This is a genomic window from Pseudomonas sp. TE3728, from assembly GCF_056279145.1.
Genome location: NZ_JBWBQT010000001.1, coordinates 3846739 through 3862296 on the forward strand (window position 1 = coordinate 3846739; position 15558 = coordinate 3862296).

General features: G+C 60.3%; 15 protein-coding genes. 6 read left to right on the top strand and 9 right to left on the bottom strand.

What is annotated here, in order from left to right; translation table 11 throughout:
- The first annotated feature begins 38 nt into the window (after nt 1–38).
- The gene (locus tag ACZ89R_RS16770; RefSeq protein ID WP_429545188.1) at nt 39–503 is read left to right on the top strand and encodes a TIGR02444 family protein; all 465 of its coding nucleotides are present in this window, start codon (nt 39–41) and stop codon (nt 501–503) included.
- On the opposite strand, the gene ACZ89R_RS16775 is transcribed toward ACZ89R_RS16770, so the two are convergent.
- Nucleotides 500–1594 carry an AlgP family protein gene (locus tag ACZ89R_RS16775; RefSeq protein ID WP_429545187.1) on the bottom strand — a complete coding sequence of 365 codons (1095 nt, stop codon included), beginning with the start codon at nt 1592–1594 and terminating at the stop codon, nt 500–502. The two genes, ACZ89R_RS16770 and ACZ89R_RS16775, sit on opposite strands and share 4 nt — an antisense overlap.
- A 192-nt stretch (nt 1595–1786) precedes the next feature.
- Here ACZ89R_RS16775 and ACZ89R_RS16780 point away from each other — a divergent pair, with 192 nt between their 5' ends.
- On the top strand, nt 1787–2452 hold the full coding sequence (locus ACZ89R_RS16780; RefSeq protein ID WP_429545186.1) for an FKBP-type peptidyl-prolyl cis-trans isomerase: 666 nt from the start codon (nt 1787–1789) through the stop codon (nt 2450–2452).
- 62 nt (nt 2453–2514) lie between these two features.
- Here ACZ89R_RS16780 and ACZ89R_RS16785 read toward each other — a convergent pair whose 3' ends face one another.
- The 7 genes from ACZ89R_RS16785 to ACZ89R_RS16815 form a co-directional block, all read right to left on the bottom strand.
- A complete protein-coding gene (locus tag ACZ89R_RS16785) occupies nt 2515–2973 on the bottom strand; it encodes an Rsd/AlgQ family anti-sigma factor (RefSeq protein WP_007899333.1) in 459 nt (152 codons plus the stop codon).
- A 179-nt stretch (nt 2974–3152) separates the two neighbouring features.
- A complete protein-coding gene (locus ACZ89R_RS16790) occupies nt 3153–3704 on the bottom strand; it encodes a disulfide bond formation protein B (RefSeq protein ID WP_123500455.1) in 552 nt (183 codons plus the stop codon).
- A gap of 262 nt (nt 3705–3966) precedes the next feature.
- Nucleotides 3967–5205, bottom strand: coding sequence for a heme biosynthesis HemY N-terminal domain-containing protein (locus tag ACZ89R_RS16795; RefSeq protein WP_476241474.1), 1239 nt, complete (start codon nt 5203–5205; stop codon nt 3967–3969).
- Nucleotides 5202–6356, bottom strand: a complete 1155-nt coding sequence (locus ACZ89R_RS16800) for a uroporphyrinogen-III C-methyltransferase (RefSeq protein WP_429545185.1) — start codon at nt 6354–6356, stop codon at nt 5202–5204. The genes ACZ89R_RS16795 and ACZ89R_RS16800 overlap by 4 nt, the downstream gene beginning before the upstream one ends.
- Before the next feature lie 16 nt (nt 6357–6372).
- Nucleotides 6373–7140 carry a uroporphyrinogen-III synthase gene (locus tag ACZ89R_RS16805; RefSeq protein WP_429545184.1) on the bottom strand — a complete coding sequence of 256 codons (768 nt, stop codon included), beginning with the start codon at nt 7138–7140 and terminating at the stop codon, nt 6373–6375.
- Nucleotides 7137–8078 carry a hydroxymethylbilane synthase gene (gene hemC / locus ACZ89R_RS16810; protein ID WP_429545183.1) on the bottom strand — a complete coding sequence of 314 codons (942 nt, stop codon included), beginning with the start codon at nt 8076–8078 and terminating at the stop codon, nt 7137–7139. Before hemC ends, ACZ89R_RS16805 begins: the two co-directional genes overlap by 4 nt.
- Before the next feature lie 126 nt (nt 8079–8204).
- The gene (locus ACZ89R_RS16815; RefSeq protein ID WP_007899317.1) at nt 8205–8951 is read right to left on the bottom strand and encodes a LytR/AlgR family response regulator transcription factor; all 747 of its coding nucleotides are present in this window, start codon (nt 8949–8951) and stop codon (nt 8205–8207) included.
- 461 nt (nt 8952–9412) lie between these two features.
- Between ACZ89R_RS16815 and argH the strand changes: the two genes are divergently transcribed.
- Entirely contained in the window at nt 9413–10807 is a 1395-nt protein-coding gene (gene argH, locus ACZ89R_RS16820) for an argininosuccinate lyase (protein WP_123500464.1), read from the top strand.
- Between the two features lie 81 nt (nt 10808–10888).
- Here argH and ACZ89R_RS16825 read toward each other — a convergent pair whose 3' ends face one another.
- Nucleotides 10889–11548 carry a glutathione S-transferase family protein gene (locus tag ACZ89R_RS16825; RefSeq protein ID WP_429545182.1) on the bottom strand — a complete coding sequence of 220 codons (660 nt, stop codon included), beginning with the start codon at nt 11546–11548 and terminating at the stop codon, nt 10889–10891.
- Nucleotides 11549–11673: 125 nt separating this feature from the next.
- Between ACZ89R_RS16825 and ACZ89R_RS16830 the strand changes: the two genes are divergently transcribed.
- The 3 genes from ACZ89R_RS16830 to ACZ89R_RS16840 all read left to right on the top strand — a co-directional run bounded on the left by ACZ89R_RS16830 (nt 11674) and on the right by ACZ89R_RS16840 (nt 15554).
- Nucleotides 11674–11958, top strand: a complete 285-nt coding sequence (locus ACZ89R_RS16830) for a hypothetical protein (protein WP_123500468.1) — start codon at nt 11674–11676, stop codon at nt 11956–11958.
- Between the two features lie 309 nt (nt 11959–12267).
- The gene (locus ACZ89R_RS16835; RefSeq protein WP_007894898.1) at nt 12268–12513 is read left to right on the top strand and encodes a TIGR02647 family protein; all 246 of its coding nucleotides are present in this window, start codon (nt 12268–12270) and stop codon (nt 12511–12513) included.
- A 194-nt stretch (nt 12514–12707) separates the two neighbouring features.
- Nucleotides 12708–15554, top strand: a complete 2847-nt coding sequence (locus ACZ89R_RS16840) for a class I adenylate cyclase (protein WP_429545181.1) — start codon at nt 12708–12710, stop codon at nt 15552–15554.
- Nucleotides 15555–15558 lie beyond the last annotated feature (4 nt).

Here is a 15558-nt window from a genome sequence, read left to right on the forward strand (position 1 = left end):
GTCTACCAGCTTCGCTCGCAACTGGCGCGAGTAGCACTATGTCCTCTGACCTGTGGAGCTTTTCCCTTGGCACTTACGCCCGTCCCGGCGTTGAACCCGCATGCCTGCAATTGCAGTCGGCGGGTATCAATGTGTGCTTGCTGCTCTGCGGGTTATGGCTGGGAGAACGTGGCGTCGCCTGTAACGAAGACCGATTGCAGCAACTGCGTAGCGTGGCGGAGCCGTGGGACGCAGACGTGGTGCAACCGCTGCGAGCCTTGCGGGTGAATTGGAAAGTCGTTGCCATCGGCGATAGCGAACTGAATGCGTTGCGCGAGCAAGTGAAGGCACTCGAACTGGATGCCGAGCGACATCTGTTGGTGCGACTGGAACGATCGGCGCTGAGTTGGCCGCAAAGTGAGGCGACCGATCTATCGGCCTGGCTGGAAGGTGTAACGGCAGGCGCCGCCCACCTGGACCGCGACGCGCTGCATCAGCTGCGCGTCGCGGTAACCGGCACTTAGGAAGCGCTGGTTGGGGTGGTTGCTGCGATCGATGCGGCGGCCGGCGTTGGCGCTGGCGGCGTTGTCGAGGTGGCTGCTGCTAAAGCAGACGTTGCCGCCGGAACCGGGTTGGCTGGCTTGGCAACTGGCGCGGCGGCCGGCTTGGCGGCAACTGGTTTCTTCACCGCTGGTTTTGCAGCCGGTTTGGCAGCGGCAGGTTTGGCTGCTGGTTTCGCTGCGGCAGGTTTTGCAGCAGTAGCTGGCTTGGCTGCAGCAGGTTTTGCAGCAGCAGTTTTGGCAGCCGGTTTGGCTGCAGCTTTTGCAGCTGGCTTGGCAGCTGTTTTAGTCGCGACTGATTTCGCGGCTGGCTTGGCAGCAGGTTTCGCAGCGGCAGTTTTTGCAGCTGGTTTTGCGGCCGGTTTGGCAGCTGCTTTCGCCGCTGCAGTTTTCGCCACCGCGGGTTTAGCAGCAGCGGTTCTTGCAGCCGGTTTAGCGGCAGCTGTTTTGGCAGCGGCTGGCTTGGCGGCAGGTTTTGCAGCCGGTTTTGCAGCGCTTGCAGCGACTGTTTTTTTCGCCGCAGGTTTAGCGGCAGGTTTTGCTGCGGCTTTCACCGGTGCTTTGGCAGCCGGTTTGGCAGCAGACTTGGCCGGTGCTTTTGCAGCAGCCGGTTTGGCAGCGGCTTTCTTGGCAGGAGCCGCAATAGGCTTGGCCGAACGCAGGGACAACGCCTTGCCGACAGCCTCTTGGACACGACCGACACCCTGGGCCAGTTTCAGGCTTTCTTGAGCGTCGCGTTTGAGTTGCAGGATGTAGCTGCGCGTTTCGGACTGGCGATCCTTGAGGGCATCGAGCAAGTTCTCAAGTTCTTTCACCGCCTCCTTGGCCTTGGCTTGCGCCTTGGCTTTGCCGGCCGCCGCAGCGTCCTGCAATTTGGTCCGGGATTTGTGCAACTTTTCCTGTGCTTTTCCGCGCTGCTTCTCCAGTTTGGCGAGCAGTTTTTCAGCATCAGCCAAGGCTTGGGAACAAGCGTTTTCCAAATGCTCGAGCAGGCTGCCCGAGAGTTGTTGGAGTAAGTGCAACGGAGTATTTACTGGCTTCTTGGTGGCCGACATGGTTTACCTCCTGGCTGACGTGAATGCGGCTCATACTAGACCTCTGCTGCAACCGCCGCTAGGGCATGTTGACAGTATCGAAAGCACTACGTTGCAACGAAGTAAAAATGTTCTGTGCTTGCGCAAAACCAGTTCACCTTTGAACGCATTCACACTGGCATAATCCTGCGCATCTCAGGTCGGAGAGTGCCCATGTCGCGCTACCTATTTTTATCGCTGTGCGTGTTTTTTTCCGTGGCCCAGGCCGCCGAAAAAACCGCCGCAAATGACACTCACGATCTCGCTTACAGCTTGGGCGCAAGCCTTGGCGAACGCTTGCGCCAGGAAGTTCCGGACCTGCAACTTCAGGCCCTGCTCGAAGGTTTGCAGCAAGCCTACCAAGGCAAGCCGCTGGCACTGAAAGATGAGCGGATCGAACAGATTCTGGCTGAGCATGAAGCCCGGGTTGCCATGCAGTCGCCTGAGCCGCAAAGCGAATTGGCATTGGAAAACGAGCGACGGTTTCTCGTTGAAGAAAAAGCCAAACCCGGCGTTCGCGAACTGGCCGATGGAATATTGCTGACAGAGTTGGCGCCGGGCACCGGTGCCAAGGCCGGTCCGAATGGCAAGGTCCAGGTGCTGTATATCGGACGCCTGCCTGACGGCTCAGTGTTCGACCAAAACAGCGAGGCGCAGTGGTTCAGTCTGGATAGTGTGATCACGGGTTGGCGCAGTGCGCTGCAAAACATGCCGGTCGGCGCGAAATGGCGCCTGGTGATCCCATCGGCCCAAGCCTATGGTGCCGACGGTGCCGGCGACCTGATTGCGCCATTCACGCCACTGGTATTCGAGGTCGAATTGCGCGGTGCTAAAAGCTGAAAACCGGAAACGAAAAACGGCGCGCATTTGCGCACCGTTTTGAGGGTGTTGCCGGATAAGGTTCAGGCCTGAACCGAATCCTCTTCCTTGTGGGCGGTGTGCAGCACTTCGATCAGGCAATCTTCCAGTTCGAAGCGTTCGTGCAACAAGCCACCCAGTTCCTTGAATTTCTCCGCGACACACTTGCCGGCGTCACACAGGTCGTTGAACGCCAGCAGCTTCTCGGTGATGACGTCGATGCGCGGGTAAATTGTCTCGGCCAACTCCAGACCACGAGTATCACCGAACGCCTTGGCTTCGCCCGTCAGTTGTTCGTAGATCTCGAAATGCCCGGCAGACACGTAGTCAACCAGCACACCGCAGAATTCCTGCAACGGTTTTCGGTTCTCGCCCAAAGCTTCGGGCTTGGCGCCGAGAGCGTCATAGGCCCGAACCAGTTCGTGACGCTCCTGCAACCAGCGATCGATCAGCAGATGCACTCCACCCCAACGTTCCTGAGCATTCTGACAACTTTCGAGCATGGTGATTCTCTCTTCCCTTGTGGGTCATGCTGCTCTACACCTGTCGCACACTTGAAGATCAAGAATCGACCAGGCAGAGCGTCATTCGAGCAACATAAATCCAATGACACGTGCGGGCCAGATTATGCCCGCGCGCTTATGGCTTCAAGGTACGCAGGAGATAAAGTTCATACAAGTGTTTAATCACCCGCCAATGCCCGGTGCGACGACTCGCCGCTGAGCGGTCGCTGACACGCGATCCAGACAAGGCGCAGCAACTGATACCCGCCCAGAATCATCATCGCAACGAAGAACAGCAAACTCCACTCCGGGATGCTCAGGTCGAACAGCGTCCAGGAAATTTCCGCGCAATCGGCGGTTCCTTGGAACATTCGCTGCACGACACACAACCAGGGTGTACTGGCGAACAGATCGGCCAGATCAGGCGAACATGTCGATAACTGATGCACCGGATCGCTCTGCAACACCACCTGCCGCCACGCCGTGATGGTGCCCGCCAGACTGCAGAACAGACCCAGCAACCAATACAGGAAGGATCCAAAGCGTCCAGGTCCCTGCACTGAAGCCGCCAGGCAGACACCCGTCAGCAGCGCCAGGCAAACCCGCTGCAACAGGCACAACCCGCATGGCTTGAGACCGACCACATATTCCAGGTGATAGGAAACGCCCAAGGCCAGGGCACCTGCAATGAAAACCATGAAAAACAAGGAGCGTGAGCAGGCCAAAGACATGGCTTTTCCGTAACAGTAGAGACAGGCGGTTACGGTAGAGGAAAGCGCAGCAGCCTTTCAAGGCAGGCCCCCACGGACACTTCACCAGAAGTGTAGGGAATTCCCGACAGTGTCGAGAGGATTTGATGTAGTCCTCTGTAGGACTTTGCCGGCGAAGGACTACAACGCTGAAACACTGGCGGATTCGAAGCGACTGCGCTCTTATAAGAACATCAAAAGATCGCAGCCTTCGGCAGCTCCTACATAAGGTCTGGCGCGGGAATCAGGCGTGAGCCGACACTGGCAGCGGTGCCGCCAGCAAACGCTCATCCAGTAGACCCAAGCCCTCCTGGAACAGCTGATTACTGCGTTCGGTGTCACCCAGTTGCGCCAGCAACCGCGCCAGCTCGGCGCAGGCTTCAGGGTTGCGCTGCACGCGCAGGCTGCTCTCCAGATAATCCCGGGCCTTGCCCCACAGACTGCTTTGCAGGCACAAACGGCCCAATGTCAGCAGCAGGCTCGGGTCGGCGGGATGATCCTTGAGCCAGCCCTCGGCGGTGTGCAGTTGCCTGGCCGGATCGCTGCCGCGAACCAGCCCGTAAAGGCGTGCCAGATGGCTGTCGTATTTGCGCTTGAGGGCTGTGCGCAGGACTTCCTCTGCCTCGACCTGTGCCCCTAGTTGTCGCAATTGCTCGGCATAGGCCAGCACCAGTTGCGGTTCCTGGCGCTGAGCGGCGGTGAGTTGCTGCCAGGCGCGATTGAGCGATTGCAAACCGACCGTTCCGTCCTCTTCCCGCTGCGCCGCCAACGAAAGATTTTCACCCCAGGCACGGCGCTCCAGCTCAGCCAGTTCGGCCGGTGGCAATACCTTGTCCTTGCGTAACTCCGGCAACAAGCGAATCACTGCCGACCAGTCGCCCCGCTGCTGAAGCAGGCGCTGCAACTGGCGCAAGGTCTGGACGTTATGAGGGTGACGCTCGTGCATGGCTTGCAGGGTTACCAGCGCGCCTTCAGTGTCGCCGCGGTCAGTCTGCAACTGGGCATGGTTCAAGGCAATCGCCAGCTCGGCCTGGGGCTGCCGCTCGAGGGCGCGCTCCAGCAGGTTGTCGCTTTGCTCGTAGTGACCTTGTTCGTTCGCGGCGCGGGCGGCACCGAGGTAGTAGAGCAGCGGCTGGCGCTCGGCTTCCGCTGCGCGATACAAATGACGCTGCGCACTGGCCCAGCGGCCCTCGGCCAAATCCAGCTGACCGTGTTCTATCGCCACTTGCACCCGCCGACTGCGATTGCGCCGGGACCATGGATTGACCACACCACCGGAAGTCGTCACCAGCTCGATCAGCGCCTTGATGCCCCAGAACACCAGCCACAGCACAGCCACCAGGGCGAGGGTGGCCCACAGGCTCGATTCGTAACGGAAAGTTTTGTAGGCGATCAGCACGTAGCCGGAATGCTCGGCAATCGCCAGCCCCAGCGCGGCAGCCGCCGCGATGACCACGAACACGATCACATAGAGGCGCTTCATGGCGTGGCCTCCTGCGTCGTGCTTGCGGCAGGTTTGGCCAGAGGTTTCACCGACTCCTCGGCGTTGATGTTACGACGCTCAAGATAGGCCTGAACCGTATTCAACGTGCCCGTCAGATCTGGCGTGACCACCGTGACTGGCTGCTTGCTCAACTCGGCCACCTGCTCCAGCATGACTTTGCTCTGAGGGTTGTCCGGGTTGAAGTTGTTCTTGAGCACATCCCGGGCTTCGGCCAGCGCTTGGGTGTAAACCGCGGCCTGGCCATTGAGCGCGGCCCATTGCGCCTGCTCCAGCGCCAGGCTCAGGGCCAGACGCACCTGGCTCAAGCTCTGCCCTGCCAGCAACGGCCGGACATTCTTGTCGGCGTTGAAATCGATGCGGATATAACGCGAGATCTGATCCCACCATTGCGCCCAGCGACTGGCGCCGTCGCCATCAGCGGTCAGGCCCAGCAGGGATTCGCCACGATCCTTGTACTCAGGCGCCAACTCGGTGAGGTTGATCACCTGGTCACGCAAGGCACCCAGTCGCAGGAACAACCCGGTGCGATCCGGCTGTTCGGTACTGCGCAGGGCTACCAGGGTTTTGGCCACTTGCTCGCGAGCGGCGAAAGCCCCAGGGTCGTTCTGTTCACGAAGAATTTCGTCGGCGCCCTGCACCAGGGCCTGGGCGCTGCTGATGTCCTGCAATGCCGACAGACGCAGGCTGGCCAGGCGCAGCAAGTGCTCGGCTTCGGCCAGACGCCAATCCTTGCGGCTCGCGCCGAGGACGGTTTCCAGGCGTTGATTCAGGCGTTGCTGATCGCCTTGGAGTTGAGTGACCAAACGACTGCGCGCGTCGAGCTCCTCGGCGGCCGGCATTTGCTCGAGGCGAGCCGTCAGGCGTTGCTCGTTGAGCTTCAGGCTCTGCGCCTGATCGTTCAACGCCTGTACCTGAGTCAACTGTTGCTGGTTATTGGCTTGCAGGTGACGCACCTGCCAGACTCCCCAACCGCCCACGGCAACACCGGCAGCGCCCAACAGCAGCGCGACGATTGCCAACCCGTTGCCTCGGCGCTGCTCAACAGCAGGTGGCGCAGTTTCAACCGGTGCATCAGCCGGTGCATCAAGCACGGGCCGGACGTCATCTTTAGGCAAGGCTGTTTCGCTCACGTATCCATCCTTTGCATTAGAAAACGGGCACGGGGTGTTCCCGTAACGCCGCCAGCAAGGCCGCGGCACTGGCGCCACGACAATCCACAACTGTTTGGGCCCCGGCGGCACGTGCCAGCTCGGCGACCCTGGGGCTTGGAACAAACAACGGCAGCCGCAACATGCTCGGCCAGGCATCGCCAGCCAATCGGTGCAGGTGCTCAAAACCCTGTCCACTGCTGACCACCAGCCCGTTCAAGCGTTCCGCCTTGACCCGGTCTGGCAGCGTTGCCGACGGGTACTGCGGCAAACCGCGTCGGTACAACTCCAGATACTCGACACTAGCACCAAGCTCGCGTAAACGCTCAGCCAGCAGCTCACGCCCACCCTCCCCCCGCAGGATCAGCACTCGCGGATCGGGACCGGCGACAGCCTCGCGCAACGGCGCAAGCTCAAGCAAGGCTTCGCTGTCGTCGCCGTCGACCGGGAAGCTCACATCCAGCCCGCGATCCTCGAGAATCTGCGCCGTCGCCGCGCCCACGCTGAACCACTTCAGGCACGGTGGTTGCGACCAATACTGGTTGAGCAGATTGACAGCGATTCTGGCGGCCGGTTTGCTGACCACGATCACTGCGCAATAACTATCCAGGTTCTGAATCACTTCGCGCATTGTGTCAGAGGCGGGAATCGGCTCGATATCCAAAAGCGGCAAGCTGCTGCTGAAAACCCCCGCGTCGGCCAGCACACGGGCAAGCGCCGCCGATTCATCCGCAGGGCGTGTCAGCAACAGGCGCCAGCCAGTCACTCGTGCCCTGCCTCGCCATAGACTGCTTTCAGAATGTCGGCGGCGCCCTGGCTCAGCAGGTCTTCGGCCACTTGCACACCCAATGCCTCGGCATCAGCCCGTGGCGCACGGGCCTCGGCGCTGAGCAACAGGCCGCCGCTCGGATCACCCACCAAACCACGCAACCAGATCTGCTCGCCTTCAAGCACGGCGTAGCAAGCGATTGGCACCTGGCAGCCGCCATTCAAATGTTTGTTGAGAGCACGTTCGGCAGTAACACGAGTGGCCGTGTCCTGGTGATGCAGTGGCGCCAGCAGCGCGTGGATCTCAGTGTCGGCGCTACGGCATTCGATACCGACCGCGCCCTGGCCACCGGCCGGCAGACTGTCTTCGACGCTGATGGCCGAGGCGATGCGGTCTTCGAAGCCCAAGCGAATCAAACCCGCCGCGGCGAGGATGATGGCGTCGTATTCGCCGGCATCGAGCTTGGCCAGGCGAGTGTTGACATTGCCGCGCAGGAAGCGGATTTCCAGGTCCGGGCGGCGGGTCAGCAGCTGAGCCTGACGACGCAGGCTGGAGGTGCCGACGATGCTGCCTGGCGGCAACTCATCCAGGCTGGTGTAGGTATTGGAGACAAAGGCATCGCGCGGGTCTTCGCGCTCGCAGATGCAAAACAGACCGAGGCCTTCGGGGAAGTCCATCGGCACGTCTTTCATGGAATGCACGGCGATGTCGGCTGCGTTTTCCAACAGCGCAGTTTCCAGCTCCTTGACGAACAGGCCCTTGCCGCCGATTTTCGACAGCGGCGAATCGAGCAGCTTGTCGCCGCGACTGACCATAGGCACCAGCGTCACGAGCAGGCCCGGATGGGCCTCTTCCAGACGAGCCTTGACGTATTCGGCCTGCCACAGGGCGAGAGCACTTTTGCGGGTGGCGATGCGGATTTCGCGAGAGGACATGGATCAATCCGTACTTGAATAGATACGGCAGATAATAACAGCTCAGCCAAATCCACTTTGACTTGTATCAGAAACTGCGTGGCCTCCCTGGCCCTTGATGTCCGGTAACAGGCTGCAAATCCACCTTTAAAGCTGTTGCATCATTTTGCGCACGCCGGCCACATGGCGTCGGCTGACGATCAGGGCATCGCCGTTCAGGCCTTTGAGAAACAGCTGGAAATGCCCCAGGGGCGTGCGTTGCAGCCGCTCGATGCGTTCGCGAGCCACCAGTGCATTGCGGTGGATCCGCACGAAACGGTCGCCAAATTCGTCTTCGAGGGCCTTGAGTGGTTCGTCGAGCAGCACTTCACCACCTTCATGACGCAAGGTGACGTACTTGTGGTCGGCGATGAAGTAGACCACCTGACCCAACGGAATCAGCTCGATGCCTTTTCGGGTGCGGGCGCTGATGTGGCTGCGCGGGCCGCTGCCGGTTTCGGCCGCCGGGCGAGTCAAGGCCGCGAGCTGGACGCGATTGGGTCGCTCGGCTTTCTTTAATGCTTCGTGTAACTGTTCTGTGCGCACTGGCTTCACCAGATAGCCCACGGCGCTAGCCTGCAGGGCTTCCACGGCAAATTCATCGGGCCCGGTGCAAAACACCACGGCGGGCGGGGTTTCGCGTTCGCACAATCGTGCAGCCACTTGCAGGCCATCGAGGCCCGGCATGCGAATATCGAGCAGCACGATATCCGGTTTGTGACTGTCGATCAGTGCCAACGCCTCTTCGCCGTTCGTGGCGCTGGGCTCCAGGACATTGTATCCCTCGAGTTCGCCGACCATTCGGCTCAGGCGCTCGCGGGCCAGGGGTTCGTCATCAACGATCAGGACATTCATATTGCGCTGGATTCCTGCGTGAGTCTCGCACAAGGATAGCGTAGACAGGTGAAGTGACGTCCGTCACCGCGATCCACGCTAAGACTAGCGCGAGGGCCAAAAAGTGCCGCGAGACCGGCGGCTAAATTTTTATCTGCCGCGTGACTGGCGGCCCAGGCCCGCACTGGCGAGGCATCGCCGTAGGGTTTGCTGATACACAATATGAACACCCCTCTTCTCTCTATAGTCAGCTGCAGCATCGAGAAGTGCGCTGATCCTCTGTCCAACTGTAGACGGTTGCCGGGACGATATTGCTCAATTGAGAAATATCGTTGCGCAATTTCCGCATCGCTTGCTTCGAGCAGGGGTGGCGCGATAAGAAAAAAACCTGTCGACCAGTGTCAGCGACAGGATTGGCAACCCTGTTATTATCCGCGTCAGCGTTTCACGCCATCTTTCTTCAAGCCGATACGAGCGAATTCATGAGCACTGACAAGACCAATCAGTCCTGGGGCGGCCGCTTCAGTGAACCCGTCGACGCCTTCGTCGCCCGCTTCACCGCCTCCGTCACCTTCGACCAGCGCCTGTATCGCCACGACATCATGGGCTCGATCGCCCACGCCAGCATGCTGGCCAAGGTCGGCGTGCTGACCGATGCCGAGCGCGACAGCATCATCGATGGCCTGAACACCATCCAGGGTGAAATCGAGGCCGGCCAGTTCGACTGGCGCATCGACCTTGAAGACGTGCACATGAACATCGAGGCGCGCCTGACCGACCGCATCGGCGTCACCGGTAAAAAGCTGCACACCGGCCGCAGCCGTAACGACCAGGTCGCCACCGACATCCGCCTGTGGCTGCGTGACGAGATCGACCTGATCCTGGGCGAAATAACCCGTCTGCAACAAGGCCTGCTGGAGCAGGCCGAGCGCGAAGCCGCCAGCATCATGCCGGGCTTCACTCACCTGCAAACCGCGCAGCCAGTGACCTTCGGGCATCACATGCTGGCCTGGTTCGAAATGCTCAGCCGCGACTACGAGCGTCTGGTCGACTGCCGCAAGCGCACCAACCGCATGCCGCTGGGCAGCGCCGCACTGGCCGGCACTACTTACCCGATCGATCGCGAGTACACCGCTCAACTGCTGGGCTTCGACGCGGTCGGCGGTAACTCCCTGGACAACGTGTCCGATCGCGACTTCGCCATCGAGTTCTGCTCGGCCGCGAGTATCGCGATGATGCACTTGTCGCGGTTCTCCGAAGAGCTGGTGCTATGGACCAGCGCACAGTTCCAGTTCATCGATCTGCCGGATCGTTTCTGCACCGGCAGCTCAATCATGCCGCAAAAGAAAAACCCGGACGTGCCAGAGCTGGTTCGCGGCAAGACTGGCCGGGTATTCGGCGCGCTGATGGGCCTGCTGACCCTGATGAAAGGCCAGCCACTGGCCTACAACAAGGACAATCAGGAAGACAAGGAACCGCTGTTCGACGCCGCCGACACCCTGCGCGATTCGCTGCGCGCCTTCGCCGACATGATCCCGGCGATCAAGCCGAAACACGCGATGATGCGCGAAGCGGCCCTGCGCGGTTTCTCCACCGCCACCGACTTGGCTGACTATCTGGTACGTCGTGGCCTGCCGTTCCGTGATTGCCACGAAATCGTTGGCCACGCGGTAAAGTATGGCGTGGAAAGCGGCAAGGACCTGGCGGAAATGAGCCTGGAAGAACTGCGCAAGTTTAGCGATCAGATCGAGCAGGATGTATTTGCCGTGCTGACCCTGGAAGGCTCGGTGAATGCCCGTGACCATATCGGCGGGACTGCGCCGGCGCAGGTCAAGAAAGCCGTGGCTCGCGGCCAGGCGTTGCTCGCCAGCCGTTAAAAGCTTCGCGGGCAAGCCTCGCTCCTACAGACCGTAGGAGCGAGGCTTGCCCGCGAAGGCATTCTCAAGATCGTTACACGTCTACTTTTTGGACGCGACCATCGCCAGAAACGCGGGCATTGCTGCGTCCTTGTCTGCCGCAATCCGCTGCACATGCGGATTGTGCTCCAGACGCTCCAGCAGCGCCCTGGCCGCCGGCATTTCGGCCAACAGATCGATATCAAACAGCTTCTGCGCCACGGCACGGGCCATCGGCACGCTGTAGAGGAAATACAAGTCAGCCACGCTCAGACTGTCACCCGCCACATAGGGAGCGAACTTGCCATGCCTGCTCAGGGCAGCAAAGCCCAGCAGCAACTCGGCCTTGGTTTTCTCTTTGATCGCGTCCGGCACGGCCATACCGAAGAACGCCTCTGCATAGCACGCGCGGCCCGGCAACTCGATGTACAGCTCGATTTCCTTGGCCAGGGCCAGAACCTGCGCTCGCTCGAAAGGCTCGTTCGGCAGCAACGCCTTGCCATTCTGGCTCTGCTCGATGTACTCGAGAATCACGCTGGTTTCGTTGATGAAACCTTGTTCGACGCCCAGCACCGGGACCTTTCCGCGAGGGCTGATGGCTAACGTCTCGGGGGTAGTGCCTGGGTAAAATGGCACCTCTTCAAATGGCAATCCCTTCTCCAGTAACGCCAGCTTGACCATGTTGTAATAGTTGCTGACGCAAAATCCATAAAGCTTGAGCATTCGTTAGCCTCCAGGCCGTGCAGGGGGTTGGCAGCGCCAGTTATAGAACGCCCGGGCACTTCTTGCCAGCAGCATCACAACGTTGAATGCAGGTAAACTGGCCGCCTTAACTTGAGGAGCCTGCCATGAGCGAGCCAACTGATATCGAGATCGACGAAGAAGAGTTCGCCGAAAACACCCTGATCGAAGCCATCGAAAACCAGATCGAAAGCGATAACCCGCCAGCGGCCAAGGCGACCTTCAACAAGCTGACCCTGGTCGGTTACGAGCGTGAAGAAATCCTCAACCTGATGGCCCACGTGCTGGCGGTGGAAATCGACGCGATCCTCGAAGAAGACCGCGCGTTCAACACCGAATGGTACGAAGCTGCGCTGCGCGCTCTGCCAGAGTTGCCACCGGAAAAGAAATAAGCCAGCCCTGTCACGGGGCTCTTATGGCCAGGGGGTTTGCCTGTGGCGAGGGAGCTTGCTCCCGTTGGGCCGCGAAGCGGCCCCAAAAGCTTTGCGGCTGCTACGCAACCGAACGGGGGCAAGCTCCCTCGCCACAAAACCCCGCCTCCACATAGATTGTCACCAATCAGTACCGCCTTACCCCAGACGCTGACTAAACTGGAAACCACCCCAAGGCGAAAAAACCCTGTTACGAGCACTGGACATGCTGCGCGAGTGGGCTCACCTTAGGAGCGCTATCGTCCAATTCCTAGAAAGTCTGGAGTCCTTATGTCGCTTACCCCTGAGTTGGTTGCCGAACTGGAAATCCTCGCCCTCTTCAACCTGGACAGTTCCCAGGAAGGTTTGAAAATTCATCAGACCGCTGCCCCGAAAGCCATTGCCGCCGCCCAAAGACTGTTCGATAAAGAATTGATCACCCAGCCCGATGGCGGTTATCTGACCAGCCTGGGGCGTGACGCTGCACAAAATGTGCAAACCGTTCTAACCATTCTGTCCGTGCGCGAAACAGCCTGAGCCTCACCGCATCGCCCACGGAAACCTCTGTCACGGGATTTCCGCGGGCACACTTTGGTGCCCGCTGTCGCCGTGCGATAGAAACCTGACGCCAGAAATACAAAATCAGCTTAAAAGTCCCGGGGCCGAGGCGCTAAACTGCCCCTCATCCCGAGCCCTCCACGTCCGAGCCCCGCGAGCCGGATTGAGCTGACATGACCCGCACCCATGAAATCCGCCCCGATCTGGACGAGGGAATCGACCGCAAGGTTCTCAGCCAGCTGCGCGCCCGTTTTCTGAAGCTCAACGAGGGCCGCATGGCCCGTGCCATGGAAGGGTTGTCAACCCGCCAGCAAACGGTGCTGACCTTGCTGCCGCTGTTTTTCCACGTCAATCATCCGCTGTTGCCGGGTTATGTTTCGGGTAGCACCCCGGCCGGGCTGTCGAATTTCGAACCTGACGCCAACGCCCTTGCCGAAGCCCAGCGCCTGACCCGCTCGTTTTCCTACAAGCCGCGCCACGGCAGCAATCCGCCACGACCGATTCACGGCCTGTTCCTGATGGGCAGCCTCGGTACCTTGGCCCAGGCCGATCAGAGCGATATGGACGTCTGGGTCTGTCACGGGCCGGACTTGAGCGAAAGCGAGCTCACAGAACTGCGCAAGAAATGCCAGTTGCTTGAGACATGGGCCGCCAGCCAGGGTGCCGAGGCACATTTCTTCCTGATCGACCCGGCTCGCTTCATACTCGGTGAGCGCGATACCCAACTGAGTTCGGAAGACTGTGGCACCACCCAGCACTATCTGCTGCTGGACGAGTTCTACCGCACCGCGATCTGGCTGGCTGGCCGTACACCCATCTGGTGGCTGGTGCCGGTTTATGAAGAGGCGGCGTACGACCGTTATACCCACACGCTGTTATCCAAGCGCTTCATCCGTGCCGACGAGACTCTGGACCTGGGGCATCTGGCGTACATCCCGCCCGGGGAATTCATCGGTGCCGGGCTCTGGCAATTGTTCAAAGGCATCGAATCACCCTACAAATCAGTGCTCAAACTGCTGCTGACCGAGGTCTATGCCAGCGAACACCCCAAGGTCCACTGCCTGAGCCTGCGCTTCAAGCAGGCGGTATTTGCCAATCAACTGGACCTCGACGAACTGGATCCATACGTCGTGGTGTACCGTCGCATCGAGGAATACCTCACGGCCCGGGGCGAACCGGAACGCCTGGAGCTGGTACGCCGCGCGCTGTACTTGAAGGTCAATCGCAAACTCACCGGCAGCAGTGGTCGCACCCAGAACTGGCAGCGTTCGTTGCTCGAACGCCTGGCCCATGAATGGCAGTGGGATCAGCGTCAGCTCGCGTTGCTCGACAGCCGCAGCCAGTGGAAAGTCCGCCAGGTCAGCGCCGAACGCCGAGCCCTGGTTGGCGAGCTGAATTACAGCTACCGCTTCCTGACGCAGTTTGCCCGCAACGAGCAGACCGTCAGCCTGATCAACAAGCGCGACCTCAATGTGCTGGGCCGGCGGCTGTACGCGGCCTTCGAGCGCAAGGCCGACAAGGTCGAATTCATCAACCCGGGCATCGCCCCCGATCTGGCCGAAGACACCTTGACACTGGTGCAGGCGCCAAACAAGAAAGAACCGGGGCAGACCCAATGGGGCTTGTACAACGGCAGCCTGGCCGCCCACGAATGGGAGCATTTCGCGCCGATCAAACGCAGCCGCCAACTGCTGGAACTGCTCACCTGGTGCCACCGCAACGGCGTGATCGACAGCAGCACCCGCCTGGCCCTGCACCCCGGCACCAGCGATTTGAGCGAGTTCGAACTGTTCAACCTGCTCGGCAGCCTGCAACAAAGCATCGCCCTGCCTCTGACCACTGTCGCCGAAGAGCCTTTGCTGCACGCCAGTGTGCCGAGCGAAGTATTGATTCTGGTGAACGTCGGCATCGACCCGCTCAAGCACCATCGCGACCTGAACATCCTGATGACCACCGAGCGCACCGATTCCCTGAGTTACGCCGGCGTGCGAGAAAACCTGGTGCTGACCCTGGATCAGGTCACGCTCAATAGCTGGAACGAAGTGCTGGTCAGCCGCTTTGACGGTCCCCACGCCCTGCTCGACTGCCTGCGCGATTACCTCAATACCCTGCCGGACGGGCCACAACAGCCCAAGCTGCGGGTGCGCTGTTTCTGCCACAACCGCGCCCAATTCATTGCCCGGCGAGTCGAAGAAATCCTCGACACCGCGCAGACCCTGCTGCTGAGCAAACTCAATCATCGTTACCTGATTCAGGTCCAGCAGCACTACCACGTGCTGGAGCTGGTGCCGGGCCAGGTCAATCACATTGCCCTCACCACCCTGCCGGCGCTGTTCGATTACCTCGGCGAAGAACTGGCGAGCTACAGCCCGTTTCATCTGGACCCGATGGCACTGGAAGACCACGACCTGGCGCTGATCCTGCCCATGGGGCAACCCGACTGCGTTCAGGTGTTCTACCGGATCAACGAACACCAGGCCGATGTGTATGTTCTGGATGAATTCAATGCCCTGTGGCAGCAGCGCTTGCCTTATCACGACGAACAAAGCCTGTTGGTGCCGCTGCAACGCTTCCTGCAATCGATCCAGTACCGGCGCGATGCCTTGCTACCGATGGACGCCGCCCAGCCATTGAGTCTGGAGACTTTGTATTACCAGTTGTTGCCTTCAGGCACCGCACGGGCGCGTCGGGTCGAAGCTCGGCCAGCACCGCAAAATCCGGTCGACAAACCGTTCTATGACGTACAAGCCATCGTCGGCAAAGCCGCACCAGGGCAGGTGCAGGTCACGTTGTATTGCAATCAGCGGGAATTTTCCGAGCTGGAATATGGCGACCAACTGTTCAGCGTGGTCGCCCGGGAAATCGTCGAGCAGCGCCGCAAGACCGAACGCTATCGCTGCTACATCACCGACCTGGACCTGTCGGGCCTGCTCGGTGATGGTCAGGGTTCAAGCCAGCTGTATCTGCGCTACAAGGCCGACCTGGAACGCGCACTGAACGAGGCGCTCGAGCAGGTCTGAGGGG